The organism is Streptomyces sp. KR55 (assembly GCF_052245645.1).
Taxonomy (GTDB): Bacteria; Actinomycetota; Actinomycetes; order Streptomycetales; family Streptomycetaceae; genus Streptomyces; species Streptomyces flavusporus.
This window is the reverse complement of record NZ_JBQQCE010000199.1, coordinates 1-16,715: the sequence shown is the minus strand read 5'-3', so window position 1 is coordinate 16,715 and position 16,715 is coordinate 1. Positions and strand designations below refer to the sequence as shown.

The 16,715-nt window shown below is 73.6% G+C and carries 3 protein-coding genes and 2 pseudogenes; all 5 read right to left on the bottom strand.

Annotation, left to right across the window (positions count from 1 at the left end; genetic code table 11):
* On the bottom strand, positions 1-1,678 hold a 1,678-nt coding region (locus ACTWQJ_RS26910), incomplete at its 3' end, for a condensation domain-containing protein (protein ID WP_443309138.1).
* 14 nt (positions 1,679-1,692) lie between these two features.
* Positions 1,693-3,177, bottom strand: a complete 1,485-nt coding sequence (locus ACTWQJ_RS26905; protein ID WP_443309139.1) for a condensation domain-containing protein — start codon at positions 3,175-3,177, stop codon at positions 1,693-1,695.
* Positions 3,178-3,309: 132 nt separating this feature from the next.
* Positions 3,310-3,402: pseudogene (locus ACTWQJ_RS26900) on the bottom strand (phosphopantetheine-binding protein); the annotation flags it as partial.
* A 170-nt stretch (positions 3,403-3,572) separates the two neighbouring features.
* Positions 3,573-6,257, bottom strand: a pseudogene (locus ACTWQJ_RS26895) (non-ribosomal peptide synthetase); the annotation flags it as partial.
* Positions 6,258-6,325: 68 nt separating this feature from the next.
* A partial coding sequence (locus tag ACTWQJ_RS26890; protein ID WP_443309137.1) for an amino acid adenylation domain-containing protein occupies positions 6,326-16,715 on the bottom strand: 10,390 nt, incomplete at its 5' end.

Here is a 16,715-nt window from a genome sequence, read left to right as displayed (position 1 = left end):
CCAGCACCACGGAGGCACCGCTGTCGCTGACCATGTAGGCCAGCCGATCCGCCGGATACTCCGGATCCAGCGGCACATACGCACCCCCGGCCTTCCACACCGCCAGCAAAGCCACCACCATGTCGACGCCACGCGGCAGGCACAGACCCACCCGGCTCTCCCGGCCCACACCCAGGCTGGCGAGGTGCCGGGCCAGCCGGTTCGCCCGCGCCTCCAACTCCCCATACGTCAGGACGTCCGAGCCGCTGCGGACGGCGTCCGCCTGCGGGGTGGCCGCGGCCTGTGCGGTGAACAGGTCCAGGGCGGAGTCGGCCGGAACCGGCCGTGCCGTATCGTTCCAGCGCTCGGTGACGAGGGCGCGTTCCGCCGGGCTCAGCAGGTCCACGTCGCCGACCGTGGTGTCCGGGTCGGCGACGATCCGGGCCAGGACCCGCACCAGGCGTTCGTGGATCACCCGCGCGGCGTCGCGGTCGAAGACGTCCAGCCGGTAGTCGAGCTTGCACTCCATCCGGTCGCCCGGGACGAACAGCAGGGTCAGCGGGTAGTGCGCCGACTCCTGGGCTCCCACGAAGCCGATGGAGAAGCTGGTCTCGGTCGGCGGGTCGGTGGGGGTGCGGGGGTAGTTCTCGTAGACCACCAGCGTGTCGAAGGTCGCGCCGGGACCGGCGAGTCTCTGCACCTCGAGCAGCCCGAGGTGCTGGTGCGACATCAGCGCGGACTGGCGTTCCTGAAGGTCGGTCAGCAGGTCCAGGAACGGCCTGCCCCCGTCGAGGGCGACGCGTACCGGCAGGGTGTTCATCGTCAGGCCGACCATCGACTCGACGCCCGGCAGCTCGGTGGGGCGGCCCGCCGAGGTGGCGCCGAACACGACGTCGCTCCGCGCCGTCAGCCGGGCCAGGACCAGCGCCCAGGCGCCCTGGACCACCGTGTTCACGGTCAGGTCGTGGCCTCGGGAGAGGGTCACCAGGCCCTGGGCCACGTCCTGGGGGATCTCGGCCGTCAGGCTCTCGAACGTCGCGGACGACACGGGCGGCCGCGCCGGTGCCACCAGCGTGGGCTCCTCGGCACCGGCCAGCTCCGCGCGCCAGGCGGCCCGCGCCGCCTCCTTGTCCTGGCGGTTCAGCCACGCCAGGTAGTTCCGGTAGGAGGTCGTGGGGGGAAGTCCGGTGGTCACCCCGCCGGCCAGGTACGTCGCGTACATCTCGTTGATCAGGATGGGCAGGGACCAGCCGTCCATGAGGATGTGGTGACTGGTGAGCACCAGGTGATGCCGGTTCCCGGGCAGCCGGACGAGCAGGAGCCGCAGCAGGGGTGCGGCGGCCAGGTCGAACCGCTGCGCCATCTCCTCGGCGGCCAGCCGGTCCCGCTCGGCGAGTGCCTCGGTCTCGGGCAGCCCGGAGAGGTCGGCCGCGCGCCAGGGCAGCTTCACCTCCCGCGCGATGACCTGGACCGTCTTCCCGGACTTGCGGCGCCGGAAGCTAGCCCGGAGCACGGCGTGCCGGGCCAGCAGCCCCTCCCACGACCTGCGCAGCCGGTCGGCGTCCACCGGCCCGGTCAGCTCGAGGGTCCGCTGTCCCTGGTAGGCGTCGGGTCCCTGGTCGTCGAAGGTCGCGTGGAACAGCATTCCCTCCTGCAACGGCGACAGCGGCCACACGTCTTCGACATGGGATCGGGTCATCGCTTGTCTTCTCCTCACAACGACTGGTTCTGCAGCGGGAAGATCTGTTCTTCGGCGAACTCGGCCTCGAGGTCGTCCACTTCGTCCTGTGCCAGGGCGAGGAGCGGGAAGTCGGAGGGCGTGTGACCGCCGGCGGCGGGGTCGGTCGTGTGGGCGGCGAGGCCGCTGAGCAGGTCGAGCCAGGTCTGGCCGAGCCGCTCCGCCTCACTTTCCGTCAGCAGTTCTGCGGGCCAGCTCAGCGTGATGGTCAGCTCCGTCTCCTGTGGTGCGTCCCGTACTATCGCGACCGCCTCCAGCGGATGCGCCGCCGGCATGTCCGGGTGGCCCGATCCGCCGACCGCCCGCTCCCCGGCCGGCTGCCAGGGGGCCACGGGTCCCGTCGACCCGCCGGCGGCGAACCGGCCCAGGTAGTTGAAGCCGATCTGCGGCACCGGCAGCGCGGCCAGACCGGGTGCCGTCTCGGGGTTGAGGTGGCACAGCATGCCGTGCCCGAGTCCGTCGCCCGGCACCTGCCGGAGTTGTTCCTTGACGGCCTTGAGCAGTGCGCCGGCCGCCGCTGCCCCCGCCTTGGCCCGGGGCAGGTCGATGCCGGTCAGGTCGAGCCTGGCCGGGTGTGTGCTGGTGAACCAGCCCACGGTGCGGGAGAGGTCGACTCCTTCCAGCGGCTCGCGGCCGTGCCCCTCGATGTCGACCAGCACCCCGGGATCGGCGCCCGGTCGCCAGTGTGCGACAGCACCGGCCAGGGTGGCCAGCAGCACCTCGTGGACACCGCAGTGGAAGAGGCTCGTGGTCCGCCCGGTGAGCGTGGCGGCCTGCTCCGGGGGTACCGTCCAGGAGCGGGCCCGCATGGTCCGGGCGATGTCCCGTACCGGGTCCAGCGCCCGCCGACCCACGATGGGCTCTGCCCGGCCCAGCAAAGCCACCCAGTCGTCCAGTTCCGCGCGCCGCTGCTCGCCCCGGGCCTGTTCGGCAAGCAGGCCCGCCCACCGCCGGAACGACGTGCCCACCGGGTCCAGCTCCGGTGCCCGCCCGGCCACCACCGCCTCGCAGGCGGCCTGGAGATCGGGCAGCAGGATGCGCCACGACACCCCGTCCACCGCCATGTGGTGCACCAGCAGGACCAGGCGGCCGACGCGGCGCGGCCCGGCGTCCAGCCACACCGCCCGCAGGACCGGCCCGGTCCTCGGGTCGATCCGCTCGGCCGCCTCGCGGGCGGCGTCCCCGGCGAGCCGGTCCAGGTCGGCGTCGGCGGCGTCCACGGCGTCGACGCGGCTCACCAGCGCCGCCGGGTCGACCGATCCCCGCTCGCCGACCACCAGCGTGGGTTCGCCGGTCCCGGTTCCCTCGGGGGTGACGACCCGGGCCCGCAGCATGTCGTGCGTGTCCAGTACGGCGCCCAGGCCCGCGGTCAGCGTCTCCAGGCCGAGCCCCGCCGGAGCCCCCGCCACCATCCACTGGGTGAACCGCGGGGCGGTCGCCCATGGGCCCTCGGCCCGCATCGCCGGGGTCCATGGCACCTCGCCGACCCCCACGTCAGCGGCGTCCTCGCGGTCGGCACCCGCCGCCTCCACCACATGTGCGAGGCGTTCCGGTGTCTTGTGCTCGAACACCTGCCGGGGTGTGATGGTCCAGCCGGCCCGCCGGGCTCGGGACGCCAGCTGCATCGACATGATGGAGTCGCCGCCCAGCTCGAAGAACGACGCGTCGGCACCGACCCGCTCCACCCCGAGCACCTCGGCGAAAGCTCGCACAGCGCCGTTTCGAGCGGACCCCGCGGCGCCCGCCCCGCGACGTCGCCACCGTACTCCGGCGCGGGCAAGGCCTTGCGGTCCACCTTGCCGTTCACCGTCAGCGGCATCGCGGCCAGCGGGACGACCGCGGACGGCACCATGTACTCCGGCAGCACGCTGGCGGCGTGTTCCCGCAGCAGCTTCGCGCCGGCCTCCGACACATCGGGGACGACGTAGGCGACGAGCCGCTTGTCGCCGGGCCGGTCCTCGCGTACGACGACGGCGGCCTGGGCGACGTCGGGGTGCGCGGCGAGAACGGACTCGACCTCACCGGGCTCGACGCGGAAGCCGCGGATCTTGACCTGCTCGTCGGCGCGTCCGGCGAACTCCAGCAACCCGTCCGCCGTCCAGCGCGCCAGGTCACCCGAGCGGTACATCCGCCCGCCCTCGGCGAACGGGCACGCCACGAAGCGTTCGGCGGTCAGGCCGGGGCGGTTGTTGTAGCCACGCGCCAAGCCGGCACCGGCGACGTACAACTCACCCGTCACACCCGGCGGGACGGGACGCAGGAAGTCGTCCAGGACGAAGGTCCGGGTGTTGCCGATCGGCGAGCCGATGGCCGGAGGCGCACCCTTCGGGCTGACGCCCTCCTCCAGCAGCGTCGCCGTCGAGATGACCGTCGCCTCGGTCGGACCATAGGTGTTCCAGACGCGAGCCTGCGCCCGCCAGCGGGCCGCCAGGCCGGCACTCAGGCGCTCGGCGCCCAGCACCCAGTTCTCCACGCCGGGGACGTCGGCCGTGTCCAGCACGCCGAGCAGGGACGGGACTACGCTCGCGACCTGCACGCCCGCCGTACGGATCATCTCCGCCAGCGCACTCGGCTCGGTGCGCTCCTCACTCGTCGCGATCGCCAGAGTGCCGCCGCCGCCCAGCGTCACCGCGACATCGAGCACCGCCGCGTCGAAACTGAACGACGCGAACTGCAAGGCAGTCGTGCCCGGTTCCACGCCCAGCACCGGACGCATCACCTCAGCCAGGTTGGCCACCCCACCGTGCGCGACCGCCACACCCTTCGGCCGACCCGTCGAACCGGACGTGTAGATCACGTAAGCGAGTTGAGCCGGATCCACCAGTGCGTAGAGCGGTTCCGCGGGTGCGTCGGCCGTCTCCTCCAGCAGCACCACGTCCACGCCGGCCGGCACCTCACCCGCCGTCGCGGCCGTGACCAGCACCACGGAGGCACCGCTGTCGCTGACCATGTACGCCAGCCGATCCGCCGGATACTCCGGATCCAGCGGCACATACGCCCCGCCGGCCTTCCACACGGCCAGCAAAGCCACCACCATGTCGACCCCACGCGGCAGACACAGCCCCACCCGGCTCTCCCAGCCCACACCCAGACCCACCAGATACCGAGCCAGACGATTCGCCCGCGCCTCCAACTCCCCATACGTCAGGGCCTCGGAGCCGCCGCGCACGGCAACAGCCTCCGGGGAGCGCCTCACCCAGCCCCGGAACAGATCCAGCACCGTGCCAGCCGACACCGGCTGCCCCGTGTCGTTCCACCGCTCGATCACCTGGGACCGCTCGGTCTCGTCGAGGAGGTCGATGTCCGCCACCCGGACGGCCGGGTCGGCCACCAGGTGTTCCAGTACGCGGATCAGCCGGTGCCCGATGCGGGTCGCGGCTTCCTCGTCGTACAGGTCGGGCCGGTGGGTCACCACGATCTGGAGGCTGTCCTCGGGGACGATCCCCAGGGTCAGCGGGAAGTTGGTCGCCTCGTGGGTGTCCATGCCGAAGAAGGTGAGCGCGTCGGGCGCGGGGTCCTCGGCCAGCGGGCGCGGATAGTTCTCGTACACCATGAGGGTGTCGAAGGTGGCACCCGGTCCGGCGAGTCGCTGGATCTCGGCGAGCCCGAGGTGCTGGTGGGTGATGAGTGCGGACTGGCGTGCCTGGAGGTCCGCCAGCATCTCCATGACCGGTTGCCCGCTGTCGAGGGTGACCCGGACCGGGAGGGTGTTGATGAGCAGGCCGACCATCGACTCGACGCCCGGCAGCTCCGGCGGGCGGCCGGCCACCGTGGCGCCGAACACCACGTCGTCGCGCCGGGTGAGCCGGGCGAGGAGCAGCGCCCAGGCGCCCTGAACCACCGTGTTCACGGTGAGGCCGCGTTGACGGGCCAGTTCCGTCAGTGCCGTGGTGGTCCGCTCGCAGAGCCCGGCCTTGGTGTCCCGCGGCAGTACGGCGGCCCGGGCGCGGTCGGCGGGTGCCACGAGGGTGGGCTCGTCGAGACCGGCCAGTTCGGTCCGCCAGGCGGCGCATGCCGCTTCCTTGTCCTGGCGGTGCAGCCAGGCCAGGTACTCCCGGTAGGAGGCGACCGGCGGGAGGACGCGGACGTCGCCACCGGCCTCGTACACGGTGGACAGTTCGTCGAGGAGGACGGGCATCGACCAGCCGTCCATCAGGATGTGATGGGTGGTCACGACCAGCCGGTGGCTGCGATCGCCGAGGCGGACGAGCAGCAGCCGCAGCAGCGGGGGGAGGGCGGGGTCGAGGCGGTGTTCCCGCTCGGCGGCGGCCAGTCTTCTGACTTCGGCCTCCACGTCGTCACCGGGGTGCTCCGACAGGTCGGCCTCGCGCCAGGGGAGGGTGACCTCCCGGGTGATGAGCTGGACGGCCTCGCCGGACTTGCGCTGGTGGAAGCTGGCCCGCAGGGCGGCGTGGCGGCCGAGGAGCGCTTCCCAGGAGGCGCGGAAGAGGGCGACGTCGAGGGGTCCTTCGATGCCGATGACGGACTGCATGCCGTAGACGTCGGGGCCTTCGTCGTCGTAGGCGGCGTGGAACAGCATCCCCTCCTGGAGGGGCGACAGCGGCCACACTTCCGCGAGGGCCGAGCCCTTGGCGGGTGTTGAAGACTTCACAGGGACCGTCCTCCATCGAGTTCTTCTGCTATCGCTTCGAGTTCGTCGACTTCGTCCTGTCCGAGATCGAGGAGCGGGAAGTCGGAGGGGGTGTGACCGCCGGCGGCCGGGTCGGTGGTGTGGGCGGCGAGGCCGCTCAGCATGTCCAGCCAGGTCCGGCCGAGCCGTTCGGCCTCGCTCTCCGTCAGCAGCGCTCCGGGCCAGCTCAGCGTGACGGTCAGCTCCGGGCCCTCGAGGGTGTCGGTGACGAGGGCGGTGGCGTCCAGCGCGTGCATCGCCGGCATGGCCGGGTCGACGGCGCCGCCGACCGCGCTCTCCCCGGCGAGTTGCCAGGGGCCGACGGGTCCGATCCGGGTGCCGGTGGTGAACCGGCCCAGGTAGTTGAAGCCGATCTGGGGGGTCGGCAGTGCGGCCAGGACGGGGGCGGTCTCGGGGTTCAGATGGTGCAGCAGTTCGTAGCCGAGGCCGTCGCTGGGGATGTCCTGCACCTGTTCCTTGACCGCTTTGAGCAGGTCGCCGACCGCGGGCCGGCCCGCCAGCGCGGCGTCGAGATCGGTGTCCTGGGTGGTCAGTCGGATGGGATGGGTGCTGGTGAACCAGCCCACCGTGCGCGAGAGGTCGACTCCCGCCACGGGTTCGCGGCCGTGTCCTTCGACGTCCACCAGCACGTCGGCCGCGGTGCCGGGTCGCCAGTGTGCGACAGCACCGGCCAGGGTGGCCAGCAGTACCTCGTGGACACCGCAGTGGAAGAGGGCCGTGGTGACTCCGGTCAGGGTGGCGGACTGGGCGGCGGGGACGGTCCAGGTCCGTCGGCGCAGGGTGCCGGCGGTGTCCAGGGCCGGGTCCAGGGGCCGGTGGCCCAGGGTGGGTTCGCCGTGCCGCAGCAGGGCGGTCCAGTCGTCCAGTTCGGCGCGGCGCTGTTCGCTGCAGGCCTGTTCGGTGAGCAGGCCGGCCCATCGGCGGAACGACGTTCCCGCCGGGTCGAGCACCGGTCGCTGTCCGGTGGTGACGGCCTCGCAGGCGGCCTGGAGGTCCGGCAGCAGGATCCGCCAGGACACCCCGTCCACCGCCAGGTGATGCACGACCAGCACCACACGGCCCACCTGGCCGGCACCGGCGTCCAGCCAGACCGCCCGCACCATCACACCCGCGGCCGGATCGAGCAGCTCCACCGCCTCCCGGGCCGCGTCACCCGCCACCCGGTCCAGCTCACCGTCCGGCACACCCGCCGCGTCCACCCGCACCACGAGCCCCGCCGCGTCGACCGCACCCCGCTCACGGACCACCAGCGTGGGCTCACCCGCACCGGCCCCCTCAGGCATGACGACCCGGGCCCGCAGCATGTCGTGCGTGTCCACCACGGCGCCCAGGCCCGCGGCCAGCGTCTCCACACCCAGCCCCGCCGGCGCACCCACCACGGTCCACTGCGCGAACCGGGATCCGGCGGTCTGCGCGCCGAGGGCGCGCATCACCGGGGTCCAGGGGATCTCGCCGACGCCGATGTCCTCGGGGCCGTCGGGGCCGGTGCCGGTCGTGGTCACGACCCGGGCGAGACGTTCGGGGGTCTTCTCCTCGAACATCTGCCGGGGGCTGACCACCCAGCCGGCCCGCCGGGCCCGGGACGCCAGTTGCATCGAGGTGATCGAGTCGCCGCCGAGGGCGAAGAAGTCGTCCTCGACCCCGACCCGGTCCAGGCCGAGCACCTCGGCGAACAGCGCGCACAGCGCGGCCTCCGTGTCCGTCCTCGGTTCCCGTGCGGAGACGAGTCCGCCGAAGTCCGGGGCGGGCAGCGCGGCCCGGTCGACCTTGCCGTTGACGGTCATGGGCAGCCGGTCCAGTGGCATGACGGCCGCCGGCACCATGTACTCGGGCAGGGCCGCGGCGACGTGCTCGCGCAGCTCGGTGCGCAGTGCGTCGCGGCTCTCGCCGGGTGCCGTGTCGCCGACGGTGTCCGTGACGACGTAGGCGACGAGGCGCCTGTCGCCGGGGCCGTTGCCGCGGGCGAGGACCACGGCCTGGGTGACGCAGGGGTGGGCGGCGAGGACGGACTCGATCTCGCCGGGTTCGATGCGGTACCCGCGCACCTTCACCTGGGTGTCGGCGCGGCCCACGAAGAGGAGCTGGCCCTCGGTGGTCCAGCGGACCAGGTCGCCCGTGCGGTACATCCGCTCACCCGGGACGAACGGGCAGGCCACGAACCGTTCCGCAGTCAGCCCGGGGCGGCCGTGGTAGCCGCGGGCCAGGCCGAGGCCGGCGACGTACAGCTCACCGGCGGCGCCGGGCGGGACCGGCTGGAGGAACTCGTCCAGCACGTAGGACCGGGTGTTGGCCATGGGCCGGCCGATCGGGACGCTGTCGCCGAGGCCAGGTGACAGCGGCAGGCTCATCGCCGCGCACACCGTCACCTCGGTCGGGCCGTAGGCGTTGACCATCCGCCGGTCGGCCGACCAGCGCTCGGCGAGTCCGACCGGGCACGCCTCACCGGCTACGGCCACGGTCTCCAGGACGTCCGGCAGCGCGTCCTCGACGGCGAGCACGCTCGGCGGGACGGTCACGTGGGTGGTGCCGGTGCGGCGTACGACGTCGCCGAGGGAGGCGCGCGGGGGCAGGTCGTCGGTGCCGACCACCACCAGGGCCGCTCCCGACAGGAACGCCATGCACAGCTCGGAGACCGCCGCGTCGAAGCTGAGCGACGCGAACTGCAGCACCCGGGCCCGGGGATGCACGCCGAACCGGTCGATCTGGGCCTCGGCCAGGTTCGCCAGCCCGGTGTGGGAGACGACGACGCCCTTGGGGCGGCCCGTGGAACCCGAGGTGTAGATGACGTACGCGGCGTGGGCGGGGGTCAGCGGCGCGGTCCGTTCGGCGTCCGACACGTATCCGGGGGTGCGCCGCGCCACTTCCTGGGCGACGGCCGGGTCGTCCAGGACCATCACCCGGCCCGTCTCCTCCGGGAGCACGCCACGGGTCGCCCGCGTGCAGAGCACCACGGCGGGGTCTGCGTCGCCCAGCACGTACGCGATGCGTTCCGCCGGGTAGGCGGGGTCGACGGGGACGAAGACCCCGCCGGCCATGGCGACCGCGAGCAGGGTCACCACCACTGCGGCCGACCGCTCGACGACGACGGCGACCCGGCGCTCCGGTCCCACGCCCGCGTCGATGAGGTGCCGGGCCAGGCGGCCCGCCTCGGCCTCCAGCGCGGTGTACGACAGGGTGCGGTCGCCGGCGTCGAGGGCGACGGCGTCCGGGGACAGCCGCACCTGCCGGGCGAACAGCTCGGGCAGGGGCGCACCGGGCACGCGGTCGGCGACGTCGTGCCACTCCCCCGTCACCCGGGCCCACTGGACGTCGTCCAGGACGCTCACCCGGGCCACGGGCACCGTCGGGTCGGCCGCGATCTGCTCCAGCACCCGCAGCAGGTGGCCGAGGATGTCCTCGGCCCGGGCGCGGTCGTAGACGTCCGGCCGGTAGTCGAGCTGGGTCTCCAGCCGTGCGCCGGGGCCCACGATCAGGCCCAGCGGGTAGTGGCTGGCGTCCCGCGACTCGCCGCCGGGGCGGATGGCCAGGGTGCCGGGGTCCGGGGCCTCCTCGGGCGTGCGCGGGTAGTTCTCGTACACCACCAGCGTGTCGAACTCGGCGCCCGGGCCCGCGATCTGATTGATCTCGGCCAGGCCCAGGTGCTGGTGGCCCAGCAAGTCGACCTGCTGGCGCTGGAGCGCGCTCAGCATGCCGAGGACCGACTGCCCGGCCGACAGGGGCACGCGCACCGGCAGCGTGTTGATGAACAGGCCGATGGCGGTTTCGGTGCCGGCCAGCTCCGGCGGCCGGCCGGCGACCGTGGTGCCGAACACCACGTCGGTGCGGCCGGCCAGGCGGGCGAGGACCAGCGCCCACGCGCCCTGGACGACCGTGGCCATGGTCAGGCCGTGGTGCCGGGCCAGTGCCTCCAGGGCGCCGGTCAGTTCCTCGTCGCATTCGGCGCGGACCATGTCCGGCCTGACCGGGGTCCTGACCGTGTCGGTGGGCACCACCAAGGTGGGTTCGTCGGCGCCGGCGAGTTCGGTCCGCCAGGCGGTGTGCGCGGCTGCCCTGTCCTGCCGGTCCAGCCAGGCCAGGTAGTCCCGGTAGGAGGTCGCGGGCGGCAGCGCCAAGGCGTCGCCGCCCGCCGCGTAGACCGCGGACAGGTCGTTGAGCAGCACCGGCAGGGACCAGCCGTCCAAGATGATGTGATGGGTGGTCATCAGCAGGCGGTGACGGCGCTCCCCGAGGCGGATCAGCAGCAGCCGCAGCAGGGGCGGCCGGGTCAGGTCGAAGCCCGCGGCGAGTTCGCCGTCGGCCAGCCGCGCCGTCTCGGCCGCCGCCTCGGCCTCCGTCAGCCCGCTCAGGTCGGCCTCCCGCCAGGGCAGGACCGGGTCGCGTACGACGACCTGGACCGCCTCGCCCGTCGTGCGGCGGTGGAAACCGGCGCGCAGGACCGGGTGCCGGGTCAGGACGGCCTCCCACGAGGCACGCAGCCGTGCGACGTCGAGCGGCCCGTCCAGGGCGAGCGCGCGCTGTCCGGCGTACACGTCCGCGCCGGACTCGTCGTAGGCCGCGTGGAACAACAGCCCTTCCTGCAGAGGGGACAGCGGCCAGACGTCCTCCAGTCCCGGCACCGTGACCTCCAGCTCGTCGACGATGTCCTGGGTGAGGCCGGCCAGCGGGAAGTCGGACGGGGTGTGGCCGCCCGCGCCCGGGGCGGCGGTGTGGGCGGCGAGGCCGGCGAGCAGGTCCAGCCAGACCTGGCCGAGCCGGGCCACCTCGTCCTCCGTGAGGAGCTCGCCGGGCCAGCTCAGCGTGAGCGTCAGTTCGGGTCCACGCGGGGTGTCCCTGACGACGGCGCCCACGTCCAGGGCGTGGGTGGCGGGCAGGTCGGGGTCGGCGGCGCCGCCGACCGCGGACTCGCCCGCCATCTGCCACGGTCCGGTGGTCTCCGACCGGGAGCCGGCCGGGAACCGGCCCAGGTAGTTGAAGCCGATCTGCGGGACCGGCAGGCCGGCCAGGGCCGGGCCGCTCCCGGGGGCGAGGTGGCGCAGCAGCCCGTGTCCGAGTCCGTCGCCGGGCACGGCGCGCAGCTGTTCCTTCACGACCTTGAGCAGCAGGCCCGCCGCCCGGCCGCCGTGCGCCGCCTCGGCGGTGTCGATGCCTGCGGTGTCGAGCCGGATCGGGTGCACGGCGGTGAACCAGCCGACCGTACGGGACAGGTCGATGCTGTCCGCGGGTTCCCGGCCGTGGCCCTCGATGTCCAGCAGGGTCGAGGTGTCCGTGCCGGGCCGCCAGTGGGCCACGGCCCCGGCCAGGTTGGCCAGCAGTACGTCGTGGACACCGCAGTGGAAGGCGCCGGGGGTCCGTCCGGTGAGGACGGCGGCGTGTTCGGCCGGCACGGTCAGGGTGTGCCGGCGCAGGGTGCTCACGGTGTCCCGCGTCGGATCCAGGGCCCGTCGGCCCAGCGTCTCCTCGAGCCGCGTCCCGACCAGGGCGGTCCAGTCGTCCAGTTCGGCGCGGCGCTGTTCGCCGCGGGCCTGCCGGACCAGTTCCAGCGCCCAGGCGCGGAAGGAGGTGGTCACCGGCTCCGGTTCGGGCCGCTGTCCGGTGGTGACGGCCTCGCAGGCGGCCTGGAGGTCCGGCAGCAGGATCCGCCAGGACACCCCGTCCACCGCCAGGTGATGCACGACCAGCACCACACGGCCCACCTGGCCGGCACCGGCGTCCAGCCAGACCGCCCGCACCATCACACCCGCGGCCGGATCGAGCAGCTCCACCGCCTCCCGGGCCGCGTCACCCGCCACCCGGTCCAGCTCACCGTCCGGCACACCCGCCGCGTCCACCCGCACCACGAGCCCCGCCGCGTCGACCGCACCCCGCTCACGGACCACCAGCGTGGGCTCACCCGCACCGGCCCCCTCAGGCATGACGACCCGGGCCCGCAGCATGTCGTGCGTGTCCACCACGGCGCCCAGGCCCGCGGCCAGCGTCTCCACACCCAGCCCCGCCGGCGCACCCACCACGGTCCACTGCGCGAACCGGGACCGGGTGGCCACCTCTCCCATCCAGCGCATGACCGGCGTCCACGGCACCTCGCCGGCGTCCTGCCGGGAGCGCCGGGCCGCGTGCTGGGCCCGCGCGTCGGTGTCGTCCCGCCGCACGACCAGCGCCAGGCGCTCCGGGGTCTTCTCCTCGAAGATCTGCCGGGGGGTGAGGATCCAGCCGGCCCGCCGGGCCCGGGACGCCAGTTGCATCGACATGATCGAGTCGCCGCCGAGGGCGAAGAAGCTGTCGTCGACGCCGACCCGTTCCAGTCCCAGTACGTCGGCCAGGAGCGCGCACAGGGCCGCCTCCGCCTCCGTCCGGGGCTCGCGGCCGGTCACCAGCCCGCCGAAGTCCGGGGCGGGCAGGGCCTTGCGGTCGACCTTGCCGTTCGCGGTCACCGGGAGGGCGTCGAGCACCAGCACCGCCGCCGGCACCATGTGTTCCGGCAGCGCCTCGGCCAGATCAGCGCGCAGGGCCTCCCCGTCCACGGTCGCCCCGGCGGCGGGGACGGCGTATCCGACGAGCCGCTTCTCGCCGGGCCGGTCCTCCCGCACCACCACCGCGGCCTGACCGACGTCCGGTCGGTCGGCCAGCACCGCCTCGACCTCGCCCGGCTCCACCCGGAAGCCGCGCAGCTTCACCTGCGCGTCCACCCGGCCGGCGAACTCCAGCAGGCCGTCGGCGGTCCAGCGCGCCAGGTCACCGGTGCGGTACATCCGCTCGCCCGTGCCGAACGGGCACGCCACGAACCGCTCGGCCGTCAGCTCCGGCCGCCCGGCGTAGCCCCGGGCCAGGCCCGCGCCCGCGATGTACAGCTCACCCGGCACACCGACCGGCACCGGCCGCAGGAACCCGTCCAGCACGAACACCCGTTCGCCGTCCAGCGGGCGCCCGATCGGCACGGACGCCGGCAGCCCGGCTCCCGGCTCCATACGGAACGACGTCGCGAACGTGGTCGTCTCCGTCGGCCCGTACCCGTCGACCACCACGATCTCCGGGCACACCTCACGCACCCGGCGCACGGCCTCCGCCCGCACCACGTCGCCGCCCGTCCACACCTCGCGCAGACCCGCCAGGCTGCCGGGATCCTCCTGCGCGAACAGATGGAACAGGGCCGCGGTCAGCCACATCGCGGAGACGCCGTGCCGCGTCACCGTCTCGCGCAGCACGGCCGCCGTCAGGACACCCGGGGGCGCGATCACCATCCGGCCGCCGGACAGCAGGGGCGCCCACATCTCGTACGTCGACGCGTCGAACGTCTGCGGCGAGTGCACGAGCACACACTCGTGCCCGCGCGCGAACCGGCTGTCCCGTGCCAGCGCAGCGACATCGCCCTGGGTGACCTCCACTCCCTTCGGCACGCCCGTGGAGCCCGAGGTGTACATCACGTAGGCGAGGTCGTCGGGCGCGGGGCGGGCCGCATGGAGGGCAGTCCTGGCCTCGGCACCGGTGTACGGCGGATCGGTCACCGCGGGCTGGTCCGTGAGCGGCAGCAGGTCCCGGACGGTGACGATGTCGGCGGGCCGGTCGGTGAATTCCCGGTCCGCCACGATCAGCGCGGTGCCCTCCAGGACCAGCCGGGTGCGCGTCGCGGGCCAGTCCGGGCCGGCCGGCACGTACCCGGCGCCGGCCTTGGCCACGCCGAGCAGCACGGCCACGATCTCGGCCGAACGTTCCATGAGCACGCCGACGCGGTCTCCCCGGCGGACGCCGCGGGCGATGAGCCCGAGGGCCACCCGGTCGGCGAGCCGGTTCAGCTCGGCGTACGACCACTCCTGGACGCCGTCGACCACGGCGACGGCGTCCGGCGAGCGGTTCGCCTGCTCCTCGAACAGCCCGGGCAGCGTGCCGGGCATGAGGTCACGACCGGTGCCGTTCCACTCGTCCAGCAGCAGCGACCGCTCGCCGTCGCCGAGGGTGTCGATCCGGGCGACGGTCGTGCGCGGCACGGCAGCCATCCGCTCCAGCAGGCGCATCAGCCGGTCGGCCAGCGCCTCGGCCTCGCCCGTGGTGAGGACGTCCGACCGGTAGGTGAGCTGGACCCGCAGTCCGCCGACCGGGTCCACGACGACCCAGAGCGGGTAGCTGACCGACTCGCGCGTACCGGCCTCGGTGACCCGCACGCCTGCGGCTCCGAACTCCCGCGCGTGCTCCGCCGTTACATCCGGATCCGCCTTCGCGCCGGTGGGGAAGTTCTCGTAGGCGAGCAGGGTGTCGAAGGTGGCGCCGGGTCCGGCGAGCCGCTGGATCTCGGTGAGCCCGAGGTGCTGGTGGTCCAGCAGCGCGGACTGCTGCGCCTGAAGCGCCGTCAGTACGTCGGCGAAGGTGTGCGCCGGGTCGAAGGCGACCCGTACCGGGACGGTGTTGATGAACAGGCCGAGCATGTCCTGCATGCCCGGCAGCTCCGCCGGCCGGCCGGCCACGGTCGTGCCGAAGACGACGTCACGCCGCCCGGTCAGCTGCCCGAGTACGACGGCCCAGGCGGCCTGGAGGACGGTGTTCACCGTCACGTCGTGCGTGCGCGCCAGGTCGCCCAGGGCGCCGAGGAGCGCGCCGCTCGCCTGACGCGAGACGGAACCGGTGCTCGTCTCGCCGTCGGGGTCGACCGGCGCGACGAGGGTCGGCTCCTCCGCCCCGGCGAGTGTCCGCCGCCAGGCGTCGCGGGCGGCGTCCTTGTCCTGCCGCTCCAGCCAGGCCAGGTAGTCCCGGTACGGCGCCACGGCCGGCAGCCCGCTCGCGCTGCCGCCCGCCTCGTAGCAGGCCCACAGCTCCCGCATCAGGATCGGCAACGACCAGCCGTCCAGCAGGATGTGATGGAGCGTCACCATCATGCGGTGCCGGTCGGTCCCCACCTTGACCAGCAGGACCTTCAGCAGCGGGGGCTGCGCCAGGTCGAAACGCCGGGCGCGTTCCTCGATGCCGATGCGGTCCGACTCGGCCCAGGCCGCGTCCGGGCCGAGCCCGGACAGGTCCTCCGCACGCCAGGGCAACGTCGCCCGGCGGTGGATCACCTGGACCGGCTGTTGCACTCCCGCGAGCTGCCGGAAGGCCGCGCGGAGCGTCGGGTGCCGGTCCAGCAGCGTCTGCCACGACGCCCGCAACCTCGCCGGGTGCAGTGGCCCGTCGAGGGTGAGGACCATCTGCTCGACGTAGACGTCCTGGGCCTGCTCGTCGGACCCGTCGAAGAGGGCGTGGAACAGGAAGCCTTCCTGCAACGGGGAGACCGGCAGCACCTCGACCAGGTCCGGTGCCGCCGTCTCCAGCTCCTCCAGCTGTGCCTGTTCCAGGGCGATCAGCGGGAAGTCCGACGGGGTGTGACCACCACTGCCGGGACGGGCGGCATGGGCCGCCAGGCCGGTGAGCATCGCCGCCCAGGCGTCCAGCAGGGCCTGCGCCTCCCCCGGGTCGAGCAGCCGCTCCGGCCAAGCCAGCCTCAACGTCAGCTCAGGCCCGGCAGGCCGGTCGTGGACCATGCCCAGGACTTCCAGAGCGTGCATCACCGGAGCCTGCAGGTCACCGCCCTTGCCCATCGCCTCGTCGGTGGGCTGCCATGCCGCTTGGCCGGTCCGTGTCCCGGCGCCGTTCCCCTCCCCGTCCCCGTCTCCGTCTCCGCTCCCGGCGACACGGCCGAGGTAGTTGAACCCGATCTGTGCGGAGGCCAGCCCGGCCAGCACCTCGGCGGTGTCGGCATTGAGGTGGCGGAGCATGCCGTAGCCCAGCCCGTCGCCCGGGACCGCCCGGACCTGCTCCTTCACCCGCTTCAGCAGACGCCCGGCAGCCGCACCACCGGCACGCACGTCCGCCAGGTCGACAGCCCCGGCGTCCAGACGCACCGGATGCACACTCGTGAACCAGCCCACCGTCCGCGACAGATCCATCTCCGCCGCCAACGGCACCCGGCCGTGCCCCTCCACATCAACCAGGAACCCACCCGCACGACGCCACTCGGCGACCGCCGCCGCCAGCCCGGACAACAGCACGTCATCAACCCCGGCGTGGAACGCCGCCGGCACCTGCGTCAGCAACGCCGACGTCACCCCGGCGGGCACCGTCACCGACACCTCCCGCACCGACGACTGCACATCCCGGGAGGCATCAACCGGGACCGCGGTCAGCATCGGGCTGTCGCCGCGGAGCAGCTCCGCCCACTGCGGCAACTCCGCCAGCCGGTTGTGGCTGTGGGCCTGCGCCTCCAGCTCGCGCGCCCAGTGCCGGAACGATGTCGGCACCGCAGCCAGCTCCGGGACACGCCCCGCCGCCAACGCCCCATACGCCTCCGCCAGATCCGGCACCAGCGCCTGCCACGAGACGGTGTCC